The sequence below is a fragment of the Streptomyces sp. NPDC037421 genome (genome assembly GCF_055602105.1).
Map to the genome: position 1 here is coordinate 179869 of NZ_JBVJWV010000012.1, position 14180 is coordinate 194048.

At 72.9% G+C, this 14180-nt stretch carries 12 protein-coding genes; 5 read left to right on the forward strand and 7 right to left on the reverse strand.

Translation table 11 applies throughout. From position 1 onward, the window contains the following. Positions 1-218: 218 nt before the first annotated feature. The 4 genes from ACZ7IF_RS19905 to ACZ7IF_RS19920 all read right to left on the reverse strand — a co-directional run bounded on the left by ACZ7IF_RS19905 (position 219) and on the right by ACZ7IF_RS19920 (position 5404). Positions 219-2798, reverse strand: a complete 2580-nt coding sequence (locus tag ACZ7IF_RS19905; RefSeq protein WP_470972848.1) for a bifunctional FO biosynthesis protein CofGH — start codon at positions 2796-2798, stop codon at positions 219-221. 40 nt (positions 2799-2838) lie between these two features. After that, positions 2839-3621 carry an SDR family oxidoreductase gene (locus ACZ7IF_RS19910; protein WP_470972850.1) on the reverse strand — a complete coding sequence of 261 codons (783 nt, stop codon included), beginning with the start codon at positions 3619-3621 and terminating at the stop codon, positions 2839-2841. A gap of 107 nt (positions 3622-3728) precedes the next feature. Beyond that, positions 3729-4412, reverse strand: a complete 684-nt coding sequence (locus tag ACZ7IF_RS19915; protein WP_470972852.1) for a hypothetical protein — start codon at positions 4410-4412, stop codon at positions 3729-3731. 188 nt (positions 4413-4600) lie between these two features. After that, positions 4601-5404, reverse strand: coding sequence for a DsbA family protein (locus ACZ7IF_RS19920; protein ID WP_470972854.1), 804 nt, complete (start codon positions 5402-5404; stop codon positions 4601-4603). A gap of 267 nt (positions 5405-5671) precedes the next feature. On the opposite strand from ACZ7IF_RS19920, the gene ACZ7IF_RS19925 reads away from it, so the two are divergent. Continuing rightward, positions 5672-7378 (forward strand): lytic transglycosylase domain-containing protein, encoded by a 1707-nt coding sequence (locus ACZ7IF_RS19925; RefSeq protein ID WP_470972855.1) that lies wholly within the window; start codon positions 5672-5674, stop codon positions 7376-7378. A 68-nt stretch (positions 7379-7446) separates the two neighbouring features. Here ACZ7IF_RS19925 and ACZ7IF_RS19930 read toward each other — a convergent pair whose 3' ends face one another. Together ACZ7IF_RS19930 and ACZ7IF_RS19935 are read right to left on the reverse strand one after the other, a co-directional pair. Beyond that, a complete protein-coding gene (locus ACZ7IF_RS19930) occupies positions 7447-7938 on the reverse strand; it encodes a hypothetical protein (protein WP_470972857.1) in 492 nt (163 codons plus the stop codon). 239 nt (positions 7939-8177) lie between these two features. After that, on the reverse strand, positions 8178-8381 hold the full coding sequence (locus ACZ7IF_RS19935; protein ID WP_007265804.1) for a cold-shock protein: 204 nt from the start codon (positions 8379-8381) through the stop codon (positions 8178-8180). Positions 8382-8617: 236 nt separating this feature from the next. Between ACZ7IF_RS19935 and ACZ7IF_RS19940 the strand changes: the two genes are divergently transcribed. The 4 genes from ACZ7IF_RS19940 (at position 8618) to ACZ7IF_RS19955 (ending at position 13489) form a co-directional block, all read left to right on the forward strand. Further along, positions 8618-9481 (forward strand): menaquinone biosynthetic enzyme MqnA/MqnD family protein, encoded by an 864-nt coding sequence (locus tag ACZ7IF_RS19940; RefSeq protein WP_470972859.1) that lies wholly within the window; start codon positions 8618-8620, stop codon positions 9479-9481. Positions 9482-9696: 215 nt separating this feature from the next. Then, on the forward strand, positions 9697-11553 hold the full coding sequence (locus ACZ7IF_RS19945) for a serine/threonine-protein kinase (protein ID WP_470972861.1): 1857 nt from the start codon (positions 9697-9699) through the stop codon (positions 11551-11553). Positions 11554-11638: 85 nt separating this feature from the next. After that, positions 11639-12838, forward strand: a complete 1200-nt coding sequence (gene mqnC / locus ACZ7IF_RS19950) for a cyclic dehypoxanthinyl futalosine synthase (protein ID WP_470972863.1) — start codon at positions 11639-11641, stop codon at positions 12836-12838. Between the two features lie 6 nt (positions 12839-12844). Beyond that, complete coding sequence (locus tag ACZ7IF_RS19955) at positions 12845-13489, forward strand: imidazolonepropionase-like domain-containing protein (protein ID WP_470972865.1); 645 nt, start codon at positions 12845-12847, stop codon at positions 13487-13489. 31 nt (positions 13490-13520) lie between these two features. Here the strand turns inward: ACZ7IF_RS19955 and ACZ7IF_RS19960 are convergent, their stop codons facing one another. Then, positions 13521-14078, reverse strand: coding sequence for a DUF3152 domain-containing protein (locus ACZ7IF_RS19960; protein ID WP_470972867.1), 558 nt, complete (start codon positions 14076-14078; stop codon positions 13521-13523). Between the last annotated feature and the right edge of the window lie 102 nt (positions 14079-14180).

Consider the following 14180-nt stretch of genomic DNA (forward strand, 5'->3'; position numbering starts at 1 on the left):
CCGCCGGCGGACGGAGGGCAGCGCTTATTCTGATCTCGCTATCCGTCACTCCCCCCCCCCCCCCCCCCCCCCCCCCCCCCCCCCCCCCCCCCCCCCCCCGCCCCGGTCCGGCTCCGGACCGGGGCGAAGGACCATCGCGTCCGCGTCAACTCCCGTGCGTGCGAGGGGAACAGGCGAACCGATTCGCCGATCCGGCGCCCCCTCGCGGAACAGCGCGCCTACGGCTCCAGCACCGGCAGCAGCTCCGGCAGGTGGCCGTCCGAGGCGAGGGCCGCGTCCTGGCGCTCCTGCGGGACCTCCCCGTACAGGGTCGTACGGGGCTTCGCGGGCCGGCCCGCCGCCTCCGCGACCGCGATCAGGTCCTGGACGGACTTGTACGAGCCGTAGCTCGAACCCGCCATCCGGGAGATGGTCTCCTCCATCAGCGTGCCGCCCAGGTCGTTGGCCCCGGAGCGGAGCATCTCCGCCGCGCCCTCCGTGCCCAGCTTCACCCAGCTCGTCTGGATGTTGGGGATGTGCGGGTGCAGCAGCAGCCGCGCCATCGCCGTGACCGCCCGGTTGTCGCGGACCGTCGGGCCGGGCCGGGAGATGCCCGCCAGGTAGACGGGGGCGTTGGTGTGGATGAAGGGCAGCGTCACGAACTCCGTGAAGCCCCCGGTCTCCTGCTGGATGCGGGACAGGGTGCGGAAGTGGCCGAGCCAGTGCCGGGGCTGGTCCACGTGCCCGTACATCATGGTGGAGGAGGAGCGGATGCCCAGCTCGTGCGCCGTCGTGACGACCTCGATCCAGTCGGCCGTCGGCAGCTTGCCCTTGGTCAGCACCCAGCGGACCTCGTCGTCCAGGATCTCCGCCGCCGTGCCCGGGATCGAGTCCAGCCCGGCTTCCTTGGCGGCCGTCAGCCAGTCCCGTACGGACATCCCGGTGCGGGTGGCGCCGTTGACGACCTCCATCGGGGAGAAGGCGTGCACGTGCATCCCCGGGACCCGTTCCTTCACGGCCCGCGCGATGTCGAAGTACGCCGTCCCCGGCAGGTCCGGGTGGATGCCGCCCTGCATGCACACCTCGACCGCGCCGACGTCCCAGGCCTGGGCCGCGCGGTCGGCGACCTGCTCCAGGGACAGGGTGTAGGCGTCGGCGTCCGTCCGGCGCTGCGCGAAGGCGCAGAAGCGGCAGCCGGTGTAGCAGACGTTGGTGAAGTTGATGTTCCGCGTGACGATGTACGTGACGTCGTCGCCCACCACCGACCTGCGCAGGTCGTCCGCGATCCGGCACAGCGCGTCCAGCGCCGGGCCGTCCGCGTGCAGCAGGGCCAGCGCCTGCTCGTCGGTGAGCCCCTCCGGGTCGTCGGCGGCCCGCGCGAGGGCGGCCCGTACGTCGGTGTCGATGCGCTCGGGCACCATGCCGGGCGCCGCGGCCTCGCGCAGGGCCTCCCAGTCGCCGTACACCTCGTCGAAGTCCTCGCGGCGGTCGCCGGTGCGGCCCTCGGTGTCGACGGCGGTGTGCAGGTCGGTGCGCCCGTAGGAGGCGAAGGAGTCGTCCGGCTCCTGCCACGGGTGCCCCTCGACGGCGGCGCCGGGATCGGCGAGCCCGGTCTCCGGGTCCGCGAGCGCCCGTACGTGGGGCAGCAGGCGGGGATCCAGCCACGGCTCGCCCCGCTGTACGAACTCGGGGTACACGCAGAGCCGTTCGCGGAGCTCGAAACCGGCCTGCGCCGACCGCTCGGCCAGCAGGTCGATCTGGGGCCAGGGCCGCTCGGGGTTGACGTGGTCCGGGGTGAGCGGGGAGACGCCGCCCCAGTCGTCGATGCCGGCGCCGATCAGCCGGGCGTACTCGCCGTCGACCAGGTTGGGCGGGGCCTGGAGGCAGGCCGAGGGGCCCATGATGTGGCGGGCGACGGCGATCGTGGCGACGAGGTCGTCCAGCTCGGCGTCCGGCATGCCGCGCATGGCCGTGTCCGGCTTCGCGCGGAAGTTCTGGATGATCAGCTCCTGGATCCCGTGGTAGGCCCGGGAGATCCGGCGCAGCGCGAAGAGCGACTCGGCGCGCTCCTCGTACGTCTCCCCGATGCCGATCAGCAGCCCGGAGGTGAAGGGGACCGAGGAGCGCCCGGCGTCCTCCAGCACGCGCAGCCGGACGGCCGGCTCCTTGTCGGGGGAGCCGTGGTGCGGGCCGCCGGGCTCGGACCACAGGCGGGTGGCGGTGGTCTCCAGCATCATCCCCATGGAGGGGGCGACGGGCTTGAGGCGCTGGAAGTCCGACCAGGACATCACGCCGGGGTTGAGGTGGGGCAGCAGCCCGGTCTCCTCCAGGATGCGGATGGAGACGGCCCGCACGTAGGAGATCGTGTCGTCGTAGCCGTGGGCCTCGAGCCATTCGCGGGCCTCGGGCCAGCGGTCCTCGGGCTTGTCCCCGAGGGTGATGAGGGCTTCCTTGCAGCCGAGCGCGGCGCCGCGGCGGGCGATGTCGAGGACCTCGTCGGGGGACATGTACATCCCGTGGCCGGCGCGGCGCAGCTTGCCGGGGACGGTCGCGAAGGTGCAGTAGTGGCACTTGTCGCGGCAGAGGCGGGTGAGCGGGATGAACACGCTCTTCGAGTACGTGATCACGCCCGCCCGGCCGGCGGCCGCCAGCCCCGCGTCGCGGACCCGGGCGGCGGAGGCGGTCAGGTCCTCCAGGGCCGCGCCGCGGGCCTGGAGGAGGACGGCCGCCTCGGCCGCGTCGAGCGCGACGCCGTCGCGGGCTCGCCGCAGCGCACGGCGCATCGCGTTGTCGGTCGGAGCGTCACTCGGAGTGGTCATGGGGCGAGCATACGATCCGTCCGGATTCCGGTGGAGGGCGTCATCGCATCAGCTCACCGGCGTTGACCAGCAGGGATTGGCCGGTTATCGCCCGCGCCCGGTCGGAGGCGAGGAAGACGGCGGCGTCGGCGACGTCCCCGTCGGTGGCGAGGTCGGGCAGGGCCATCCGGTCGGCCAGGCGCTGGTGGACCTCGGCCTCGGGCACGCCCTCGGTGTGGGCGGTGAACGTGACGAAGGCCTGCACGGGCGGGCCCCACATCCAGCCGGGCAGCACGGTGTTGACGCGGATCCGGTGCGGGCCGAGCTCCCGGGCCAGGGAGTACATGGCGGAGGTCAGGGCCCCCTTGGAGGCGGCGTAGGCGGCCTGGCGGACCTCGCTCGGCGCGGCCACGGCGGACTGGGTGCCGATGAAGACCACGGAGCCGCCGCGGGCCTTGAGGGCGGGCAGGCAGGCGCGGGTCATGCGCAGGCTGCCGAGGAGGTTGACGTCGATGATCTGCTGCCAGGTCCCGAAGTCGGCGTCCTCCAGGCCGCCGAAGTACGAGTCCCAGGCGGCGACGTGCACGACGGCGTCGATGCCGCCGAAGCGCTCCCGGGCGAGCGCGGCGAGGGCCTCGCACTGCCGCTCGTCGCCGATGTCGGTGGGCAGGTGGGCGGTGTGGGCGCCGTCGGGGTCGATCTCGGCGGCGGACTTGGCCAGGTTGGCCTCGGTGCGGGCGCCGAGGACGGCGTTGCCGCCGTCGCGGACCACGGCTGCGGCCACCTGGTGGCCGAGCCCGGCCCCCACACCGGAGACGACGACGGTCTTCCCTCGCAGCAGCATCACGCGCCCCCTGGCGGCTCGGATCAAAAGATCTGACGGCCCGTCAGGGTAGGGGCGCGGGGCGCCGGTGTGAAGGGGTGCGGGGCAGGGGGCGGGCCCGGTGCGGCTCAGCGGCGGCCGGTCACGTCCAGGAAGATGTTCACGGCGACCCAGGTGGCCCAGAGCAGCGGGATGATCGCCACGTAGGCGAGCGGCCGCGCGTGCACCGGCGGGCCCTCCTCCAGCGGCTGGCGGCCCGGCGCGGGGGTGGGGTGCGGGAGCTTGGCGTACTTCATCGCCGCGAACAGGTTCCACAGCAGGGTGAACGGCGTGAAGATCACCAGGGAGAACGGGCTCCACCAGCCCTGGCACAGGGTCTTGGTGGTCATGGTGCGGATCAGCGACCGGCCGCACTGGCGGCAGAAGGGCCCGTTGAGGGTGTGGAAGCGCATCAGGATCAGTACGCCGACGTGCGCGCGCACCGCGAAGTTCGCCGTCTCCGGAGCCCCGCAGTTGCGGCAGCCCGGCGCCTGGGCGTGCGGATGCGGGTACGGGGCCGCGTACTGCGGGTGCTGCGGCTGCTGCGGGTGGCCCGGGGCGGGGTGGCCCGGCGCGGGGTGGTGGCCCTGGCCGGGGGCCGGGTGGCCGCCGGCGCCCGGCTGCCCGTACGGGTTCTGCCCCGGGCCCGGCTGCCCGTACGGGTTCGCTCCCGCCGGGGGCTGTCCGTACGGGTTCTGCCCGGCCGGGGCGCCGGGGTGCGGGCCGGGCGGAACGGGGGCTCCGGAGTAGGGGTTCGGCGGCGGAGTGCTCATGGGAGGGCCTTCGGGATCGGCGGCGGCAGGCAGCGGCGGCCGGCGGGCCCCCCGGACCGGTTCCGATTCCGATTCCGGTTCCGCTTCCGGGCGTTCTCACGGAAGGGCCCACGGAAGAGGGGTGCCGAACACCAGTGCGCTCGATTGGCCTGAAACGTATCAGGCTCCTGTGACAGCCCCTGTTACGTTCAGGACTTCCGGTTCGCCGCGACGAGTTGGGCGAAGGCCTCGGGGGAGACGGCTTCCCCCTGGCCCGACAGCACCCCCACCTCCTTGCCGTTGACCTCCACCGCCGGGGTGCCCCGCTTGCCGCTCTCGCGGAAGGCCCGCGAGACCTTGTCGACCCACGGCATGTACGAGAGCTCCTCGACCGCCCGGTCGAAGCCCGGCGTCCGCAGCCCCGGCACCTGCCCGGCGAGGTCCAGCAGGGTGGCCGTCGAGCCGAACTTGTCGTCCGTCTCCTTCCGCGGATGGTTCTTGTAGAGCACCTGGAGGTAGTCCATGAACTTCTGGGGGCTCTCGTTCACCGCCGCGCCCAGCGCGTTCAGCGCGCGCTTGGAGCCCTTGCCGCCCAGGCCCCCGTCCAGGAAGGCCGCGAAGTGGTACTCGACGCGGTAGGTCCCGGCGTCCGCCTGCTCCTTGAGGGCCGGGCCGAGGCCCGTCTCCACGTTCGCGCAGAAGGGACAGCGCGGATCCAGCCAGACGGACACCACGTCCTTCGCGTCGGCCCTGCCGTACGGGACCACCACCCCGTCCTCGCCGCTGGTGTGCGCCGGCCGCAGGAAGGGCTTGCCGCCCGCCTCGCTCCGCCCCGGACCGGCCGGCCCCGACGCGTACGCGCCCACCCCGACCGCGACCGCGAGTACGGCCGCCAGCGCCCCGCCGACGAGCAGCCGTCCGCGCAGCCGCGCCCGCCGGGCCTCGGCCTCGCGCTCCGCGTGGAGCCGTGCGCGGGCCTCGCGGCGGTGGTCCTTCTTGCTGCTGCTCGCCATGACAACCAGGGTAAAGAGCAACGAGCCGTGTCAGTACGGGCCTTTGGGGTGTTTCGGGCAGGGTCGAAGGTCCCCTCCCGGACCGGGCCGGAGGGCCGCCGGAGCAGGGCTGGACGTCCTGGGTCACAGCCGGGTGAAGCCGAGACGAATGGTGCGTCATATCTACGGGGGCGACGGTGAGTCGTGTCGGAATACCTGATAGACAGAACAATCGCGGCCCGACCGGCCGTACGCCTTTGACGGCCGCCTTGGGGGGATCGCCGCACCGTGAAGCCGCTTCACCGCCACGTAGTCAACACCTCGCGCAAGGTCTTGTGCACGGCTGCCCTCGCAGCCAGCCTGACCACGGCCGCCGTGGTGACCAACACCCCGGTCGCCGGCGCCGGAGAGGCCGAGCCCACGCCCGACAGCCCGCAGGCCACCGACCGCGGCGACGCCCGCCTCGACCTGCCGGGCCAGCTCGCGGACCCGGTCGTCCCGCCGGCCGCCGGCGCGGGCGGCAACCCGACCGAGGGCGCCTCCGGCATACCCGCGACCGCCCTCGACGCCTACAAGCGCTCCGAGGTGGCCGTGGCCGCCGCCCTGCCCAAGTGCAAGCTGCCCTGGGCGCTGGTCGCGGCGATAGGCCGCGTCGAGTCCGTGCACGCCTCCGGCTACGGGCTCAAGACCGACGGCACCACGGAGAAGCCGATCCGCGGCCCGCGCCTGGACGGCAACGGCTTCGCGAAGATCCTCGACACCGACAAGGGCGAGTTCGACGGCGACACCGAGTTCGACCGGGCCTTCGGCCCGCTCCAGTTCATCCCCTCCACCTGGGCCACCTGGAAGGCCGACGGCAACGGGGACGGCAAGCGCGACGCCAACAACATCTATGACGCGTCGCTCGGCGCGGGGCTCTACCTCTGCTCGGGCGGCAAGGACCTCTCGCTCCCGGCCGACCTCGACAAGGCGATCCTCGGCTACAACCAGTCGCGCGAGTACGTGAACTCCGTGCTCGGCTACATGCGCCAGTACCAGCAGGACGGCACGGCCGGGATCCCGAACCCGCCCGTCGGCAACTACCCGACCCCGCCCACGCCGACCATCCCCACCCCGCACGTCCCCAGCCCGCAGCCGCCGGCCACGCGGCCGAACAACCCGACGAACCCGTCGAACCCGGGCAACCAGACCCCGAACCCGAAGCCCACCCCGGAGCCGTCGAAGCCGACGCCCACGCCGGAGCCCTCCAAGCCGACCCCGGCGCCCGCGACCCTGGCCAAGCTGGAGCGGGTCGGCGGGGCGAAGCTGGAGGCCGAGGCCGGCAGCCTCTTCGCGGACGGCACCCGCTTCAAGGCGGTCCTCAGCGACGGCAAGCCGGCCGTCGGCCAGGCCGTCGTGGTCGCCGTCGAGCAGGACACCACCGGCGGCACGGGCTTCGTCTTCGGCAGCGAGTCGAGCGTGGTCGTCCGTACGGACGCCCAGGGCATCGCCACCACCCCGCGGCTCAAGGCCGGCCCGAAGGCGGGCACCTTCACCCTGCGCGCCACCGCCTACGACGCCAAGAGCCAGTTCACCGTGGCCCTGGACGGCAAGACCACCGAGAAGCCGGTGGAGAAGCCGGCCGAGCTCACCGGCGCCAAGACGGTCAAGGTCGCGGCGGGCACCCCGGTCAAGGGCCTGGAGTACCTGGTCGCCCGCGGCGGCGAGCCGGTGGCCGGAGCCCAGCTCACCGCCACGCTCGTCGAGAAGACGGACGGCGCCTGGACCCCCGTGGACGCCAAGACCGCCAAGGGCCCGTGGTTCAAGGGCGCCACGGCCGACGAGAAGCTGTTCACGCTGGCGCTGCCCAAGACCGGCACCGACGGCAAGACCGTCCTGCCCGAGCTGCTCACCGCGGACGTTCCCGCGGGCACGTACCACCTGCGGCTGCTCACGGCGGACAAGACCGAGCTGATCCTCACCATCGAGATCACCGCCGCCGCCCCGAAGGCCTGACCCGGGACCGCGCACACGACACGGCCGGCCGCCCTGCGCGGCCGGCCGTGTCATTTCGTGCGGGCCGGCTAGACCGGCGTGGCCTGGACGGGCTGGAAGCCGACGCCGCAGGTGCCCGGCAGGTTGGTCGGGCTGAAGGCCGTCGCGCTGGTGGTGCAGCGGGCCTCGTAGAGCACGCCGCTCTTGCTGAGCAGGGTGATGTCGATCTGGGGGCCGACACTGGTGATGCCGGTGATGGAGATGGCCGTGTCCACGACGCACTTCGGCGCGTTCGGAACGATCTTGAGGTCGATCCAGACTCCGGGGTTCCGGTCGTCGTTGAGGAACGCGTGCCCGTCCCGGTCGGTCGTGACGCGGAACACCGTCCCGTACAGGACGCCGTACTCCGTGGCGGCGGCGGTACTGACGTGGCGTGCCACCGGCCCGCACTTCTTCTTGCCGTGGTCCGGCTCCGGCGTCGGACCGCCGCTGGCCGCCGCGGACGGGACCATCAGGGCTCCGAGGAGCAGTGCCCCCGTAGCGGCGGAGACACCTCGTGCGGCCCAAGCGAGCTTCCTCATGTGCTGTGCGTCCTTTCCCGTGACGGCCTCGTGCCAGGACCGACCATCCCCGGGCCACGGGAAATACACACATAACGTGACGAGCAGTCACTCAGGGGAACCATCGGTACACCTCGGACGGCTCTGCCCGCCGGGAGGTCCCGCGGGAAAAGGCAGGAGCCCCGCCTCCTCCGCTCGCACGGAGGAGGCAGGGCTCCTTGGGTACTGCTTATCCGACCGCGATCCGGTCGGCCTGGCGACTAGGCCGGGGTGACGTTCTCCGCCTGCGGGCCCTTCGGGCCCTGCGTGACGTCGAAGTTGACCTGCTGGTTCTCCTCGAGGGAGCGGAAGCCAGAGGCGTTGATCGCGGAGTAGTGGACGAAGACATCCGGGCCGCCGCCGTCCTGGGCGATGAAGCCGAAGCCCTTTTCAGCGTTGAACCACTTCACGGTTCCGGTAGCCATGAGCCCTCCTATGGGCCAAAGGGTCGCCCTGCTCCAGAACCTGCTAAGAAGTCTGAAAACTACAAAAGCCTGCGGGTTACATGCTCCGCAGGCCTCGTACTGCAAGGGAAACCAAACTGCAACTTGCGTCGAGCCTAGCACGCACCCTCGGGCCGAGACCAGAGGGAAAGATCACGTCACCCGGACGTTTGAGACCCGCTCGATCGCTGACGGAGAACCGCGGCTAGTCTCGCGATGTGGACGTCTATCGCAGCCGGCCCCGCGTCGGCCACATCCAGTTCCTGAACTGCCTGCCCCTCTACTGGGGGCTGGCCCGAACCGGCACGCTGCTGGACATGGAGCTGACCAAGGACACCCCCGAGAAGCTGAGCGAGCGGCTCGTCCAGGGGGACCTGGACATCGCCCCCATCACCCTCGTGGAGTTCCTCCGCAACGCCGACGAGCTCGTCGCCTTCCCCGACCTGGCGGTCGGCTGCGACGGCCCCGTCATGTCCTGCGTGATCGTCTCGCAGGTCCCGCTGGAGCAGCTGGACGGCGCCCGCGTGGCCCTCGGCTCGACCTCCCGCACCTCCGTACGGCTCGCCCAGCTGCTGCTCGCCGAGCAGTACGGAGTCCGACCCGACTACTACACCTGCCCCCCTGACCTGGGGCTGATGATGCAGGAGGCCGACGCGGCGGTGCTGATCGGCGACGCCGCGCTGCGCGCCTCGCTGCACGACGCGCCCCGGCTCGGGCTGGCCGTGCACGACCTGGGCCACATGTGGAAGGAGTGGACGGGGCTGCCGTTCGTCTTCGCCGTCTGGGCCGCCCGCAAGGACTACCTGGAGCGCGAGCCGGTGCTGGTGCGGGAGATCCACGAGGCCTTCCTCGCCTCCCGGGACGTCTCCCTGGAGGAGGTCGTCAAGGTCGCCGAGCAGGCCGCCCGCTGGGAGGCCTTCGACGCCGAGCTGCTCCAGCGCTACTTCACCACCCTCGACTTCCGCTTCGGCCCCGACCAACTGGCCGGCGTGCGCGAATTCGCACGCCGGACCGGAGCGGACACCGGCTACGACGCGGACGTCACCGTGGAGCTGCTGAAGGCCGCCGCGCCGGATCGCTGATCGCGATATCCCCGCCGGTCTTCCGCTTCTCTCCCGTTCTCTCCCGGGAATGTTCCGTTTGCCGGGAATTCGTTCCCCTTTCGTATTCACGTCAATCGAAGGCGAATGCGAACGGGAGCGGGGAAGCGGAAGCTATTCGGCGGGAACGTGCCCCCGCCACCCCCTAAGGTTCTGTCTGTTCGCACAAACACGGATCTCGGGGGACGGGGGACGCGATGCAGCCGCTCGAAGCCGGCGAACCGCGCACCATCGGCGCATACCGGCTGCTCGGCCGGCTGGGCGCGGGCGGTATGGGCCGGGTCTATCTGGGGCGCAGCGCCGGCGGCCGGACGGTCGCCGTCAAGATCGTGCACCCGCACTTCGCCTCCGACACGGAGTTCCGAGCCCGCTTCCGCCGCGAGGTGGAGGCCGCCCGGCGGGTGGGCGGGGAGTGGACCGCGCCCGTGCTGGACGCCGACCCGGAGGCGGCCGTGCCGTGGGTGGCGACCGGGTACGTGGCGGGCCCCTCCCTGGACCGGGCCGTCGCCGGGCACGGGCCGCTGCCCGGGGCCTCGGTACGGGCGGTCGGCGCGGGGCTGGCCCGCGCGCTGGTGGCGGTGCACGGGCTGGGCCTCGTACACCGGGACGTGAAGCCCTCCAACGTGATGCTGACCCTGGACGGGCCGCGGCTGATCGACTTCGGGATCGCCCGGGCCACGGACGGCACCGCCTCGCTGACCTCCACCGGCGTCTCCATCGGCTCGCCCGGCTACATGTCCCCGGAGCAGATCCTCGGCAAGGGCGTCACGTGTGCCTCGGACGTGTTCTCCCTGGGCGCGGTCATGGCCTTCGCGGCGACCGGCCGGCCGCCCTTCAGCGGTGACAACTCCGCGACCCTCCTCTACAAGGTGGTCCACGAGCCGCCGGAGCTCGACGGCATCCCCGCCGGGGAGCTGCGCGAGCTGATCGGCTCCTGCCTGGCCAAGGCCGCCGCCGACCGCCCGGCTCCCGAGGCCCTCGCGGCGGCCCTGGGCGGTGCCCTGGGCGCGCCGGGCTGGCTCCCGGCGCCGCTGGTCGAGGAGGCGAGCCGGGCGGCGGTGGCCCTGCTGGACCTGGACGCCGACACCTCCGGCGGTGACGGGGGTGCGGCGGTCCCGGGGCCCGGTTCCGGGTTCGTGCCCGGTGCCGGCCAACCGGCCGGGTCCGCGACGGCGGCCGATGCCGGGGCGGGTGCCGGTTCCGGCTTCGGCTCGGCCACAACCGGTTCCGGGTTCGGCTCGGCCCCGGCGGCGGGCTCCGGTTCCGGGCCGGTGCCGTTCACGGGCGGGTCCTTCGGGGGGCGCGCCGGCGCCGGTTTCGGGACCCCGGACCCCTCGTACGGAACCCCGGGCGGGTACGCCGGCGGCGGCGTGTACGGCGCCCCCACCGAGACGGCCGGCCAAGCGGGCGGCGCCGGGGTGCCGCAGCCGCGCACCGCGCCCGACGGCCGCGGGGTCACCCTCAGCGCGGCCGGCCGCCGCTTCAGCTGCACCCTGGTGCTCGGCGCGGCCGCCGTGCTGGCGGCGCTGTCCGGCGGGCTGTACGGGCTGGACCTGCTGCCGGGTCAGGGGGGCACCCGGGACTCGGCCTCGGGCAGCGCCCCGAAGCCCTCGACCCCGGCCCCGGCGGCCTCCGCGCCGGAATCCGCCCAGCCGTCGCCGTCCGCGTCCCCGGCCCCGCCCAAGGGGACCCGGGGCGACGTCCCCAAGGAGCTCGTCGGCACCTGGAAGGGCACGGTCACCACCGCCCGCATGGGCGTCCCCAGCAAGTTCGAGATCACCATCAGGGCCGGCAAGGTCGGCGAGGTCGTCGCCCGGGACAAGTCGGTCATCGACCTGCTCGGCACCGACTGCAGCGGCGACTGGAAGCTCGCCTCCGCCACCGACCGCTCCCTCGTCCTCGACACGGCCGGCGGACCCAACCCCGCTCCGGGCATCTGCTCGAACGGCTCCGCCGACGAGCGCTTCACCCTCAACGCGAACGGAACACTGCACTACAAGTCGGGAGACGTGCCCGCCGGGAATCCCGAAGGAGACCTCACCCGCAGCCCGTGACCCCCGCCCTGAAGGCGGCGCCCGAGCCCTGGCGTAGGCTGGATCGGTCCGGACCCTTGACACACCGCCGAAAGGTGATCCACCGGTGACCGACCTGGCCGCACTCCAGTCCGTCCTCGACCGCGCCGCCGCAGGGGGCCGGATCACCAAGGAAGAGGCTCTCGACCTCTACCGGCACGCCCCGCTGCACGCGCTCGGCCAGGCCGCCGACGCGGTGCGCCGCCGCCGCTACGCCGGTACGGAGCACATCGCGACGTACATCATCGAGCGCAACATCAACTACACCAACGTGTGCGTCACGGCGTGCAAGTTCTGCGCCTTCTACGCGGCCCCCAAGGACACGAAGAAGGGCTGGTCGCGCGACCTCGACGACATCCTGCGCCGCTGCGCGGAGACCGTCGAGCTGGGCGGCACCCAGATCATGTTCCAGGGCGGGCACCACCCGGACTACGGCGTCGAGTACTACGAGCACCACTTCTCGGCGATCAAGAAGGACTTCCCGCAGCTGGTCATCCACTCCCTCGGCGCGTCCGAGGTCGACCACATGGCCCGCATCTCCGGCGTATCCGCCGAGGAGGCCATCAAGCGGATCCACGCCGCCGGCCTCGACTCCTTCGCCGGCGCCGGCGCCGAACTGCTCCCGGAGCGCCCGCGCAAGGCGATCGCCCCGCTGAAGGAGTCCGGCGAGCGCTGGCTGGAGATCATGGAGATCGCCCACAGGCTGGGCGTGGAGTCCACCTCCACCATGCTGATGGGCACCGGCGAGACCAACGCCGAGCGCATCGAGCACATCGCGATGATCCGGGACACGCAGGACCGCACCGGCGGCTTCCGCGCGTTCATCCCGTACACGTACCAGCCCGAGAACAACCACCTCAAGGGCCGCACCCAGGCGACCGTCTTCGAGTACCTGCGCATGATCGCGATCGCGCGCCTCTTCCTCGACAACATCGCCCACATCCAGGGCTCCTGGCTCACCGTCGGCAAGGAGGCGGGCCAGCTCGCCCTGCACTACGGCGCCGACGACCTCGGCTCGATCATGCTGGAGGAGAACGTGGTCTCCTCGGCCGGTGCCAAGCACCGCTCGAACCGCCAGGAGATCATCGACCTGATCCGCAAGGCCGGCCGTGTCCCCGCGCAGCGCGCGACCACGTACGAGCACCTCGTGGTGCACGACGACCCGGCGAACGACCCCGTCGACGACCGCGTGGTCTCGCACATCTCCTCGACCGCCATCGAGGGCGGTACCGCGCACCCCGAGCTGAAGCTCATCTCCACGAACTGACGCCCGATGCTGACGCTGCACACCGCCGACCTCCTCGTCACCGGACCGGGTGCCGCACCGCTGGAGGGCGGCGCGGTCCTGGTCGAGGGCGACCGGATCGTCCGGACGGGCCCGTACGAGGAGCTCGCCGCGGCCGCGCCGCACGCCCGGGTCCGCCGCTGGCCCGGGGTGCTGACCCCGGGGCTGCTCGCGCGCGGGGCGGACGAGCTGCTGGAGCGCACGTACTACCCGGACGACCCGTACGAGGTGACCGAGCTCGGCGCCGGACCGATCACCGGGGCCGAGGCGCTCGACGCGCTGAAGATGACCGAGTCCCGCTGGGGCAACAGCGCCCGGCGGGGCACGCAGAAGCTGCTCGCGCGCGGGGTGGTGGCGGTGGCGGGGCGTTTCACGATCGCCTCCGTCCGCACGGCGGTGACCCGCTCGGGCCTGGCCGTGGTGCCGCCCGCCCCGTACGGGGGCGCGCCCGGCCTGGACCCGCTCGCCGGCCGGGAGTCGGCCGGGGAGGCCTTCCACGGGGTGCTGGAGGCGGGCGCCGCGGCCCGGTTCGCGGTCTTCGCGGTGGCGGACGAGGCCGAGCTGCTGGAGCGCGGCGCGACGACCTGCGTGGCCACGGTCATCGCCGGGCGGCTGCTGCACCGGAGGCGCTAGGGGCCGTCCGGCCCTGATCCGCCGGACACCCCTAAGGCGCCGGCGGTCCGGCGAGGTAGGTCCCGTCGGCGGCGTACGGCCAGGCGTTGGACGTGCACCCCTGGAGGCCCTTGATCTGCTGCATCATCGCCGGGGCGGGGGCGCCGGGGTGCGGGCAGCCCTCGTGTTCGCGGCCGAGTTCGTGGCCCACCTCGTGGTTGACGATCAGCGCCCGGTACTCGGCGAGGGGGCCGCGGAACTGGGGCGAGCCCTCCTGCCAGCGCTTGAGGTTCACCACGACCGTGTGGCCGGCCCGGCAGTTGGCCTCCCCGATCAGCTCGGGGGTGACCACCTCGCACAGCCGGTCGGTGGTGGCGGGCGTGGCGATCTTCACGGTGAAGTCCACCGGCTCCCCGAGCCCGGCCAGCCGGAAGCCGTACGCGGGGTCGCGTATCCAGCCGCGCCGGTCCCCGAGTATCGCCTCGACGGCCCGGGCGGCGGCGTCCGGGTCGATCCCGCTGCCGTTCTCCGCCTCCACCCGCCAGCGCAGCGGGTGCCCCTGGCCCTGGGCCCGGCCGGCGGTGGAGGAGGCGGTGAACCCCACCGGCACCGGGGCCGTCCGCGCGGCCGGCGGGGGCGGGGCGGGCGGGGGGGGGGGGGGTGCCTACCCACCGCCCCCCCCACCCAAGGAGGAGAACAAAGAAGGGGAGAG

What these genes read in the sequence shown, in the direction of transcription:
- ACZ7IF_RS19955 (WP_470972865.1), top strand. Translation starts at nt 12,845, where the DNA reads ATGCTGACGCTGCACACCGCCGACCTCCTCGTCACCGGACCGGGTGCC.
- ACZ7IF_RS19910 (WP_470972850.1), bottom strand. Translation starts at nt 3,621, where the DNA reads ATGCTGCTGCGAGGGAAGACCGTCGTCGTCTCCGGTGTGGGGGCCGGG.
- ACZ7IF_RS19905 (WP_470972848.1), bottom strand. Translation starts at nt 2,798, where the DNA reads ATGACCACTCCGAGTGACGCTCCGACCGACAACGCGATGCGCCGTGCG.
- ACZ7IF_RS19930 (WP_470972857.1), bottom strand. Translation starts at nt 7,938, where the DNA reads ATGAGGAAGCTCGCTTGGGCCGCACGAGGTGTCTCCGCCGCTACGGGG.
- ACZ7IF_RS19915 (WP_470972852.1), bottom strand. Translation starts at nt 4,412, where the DNA reads ATGAGCACTCCGCCGCCGAACCCCTACTCCGGAGCCCCCGTTCCGCCC.
- ACZ7IF_RS19945 (WP_470972861.1), top strand. Translation starts at nt 9,697, where the DNA reads ATGCAGCCGCTCGAAGCCGGCGAACCGCGCACCATCGGCGCATACCGG.
- ACZ7IF_RS19935 (WP_007265804.1), bottom strand. Translation starts at nt 8,381, where the DNA reads ATGGCTACCGGAACCGTGAAGTGGTTCAACGCTGAAAAGGGCTTCGGC.
- ACZ7IF_RS19920 (WP_470972854.1), bottom strand. Translation starts at nt 5,404, where the DNA reads ATGGCGAGCAGCAGCAAGAAGGACCACCGCCGCGAGGCCCGCGCACGG.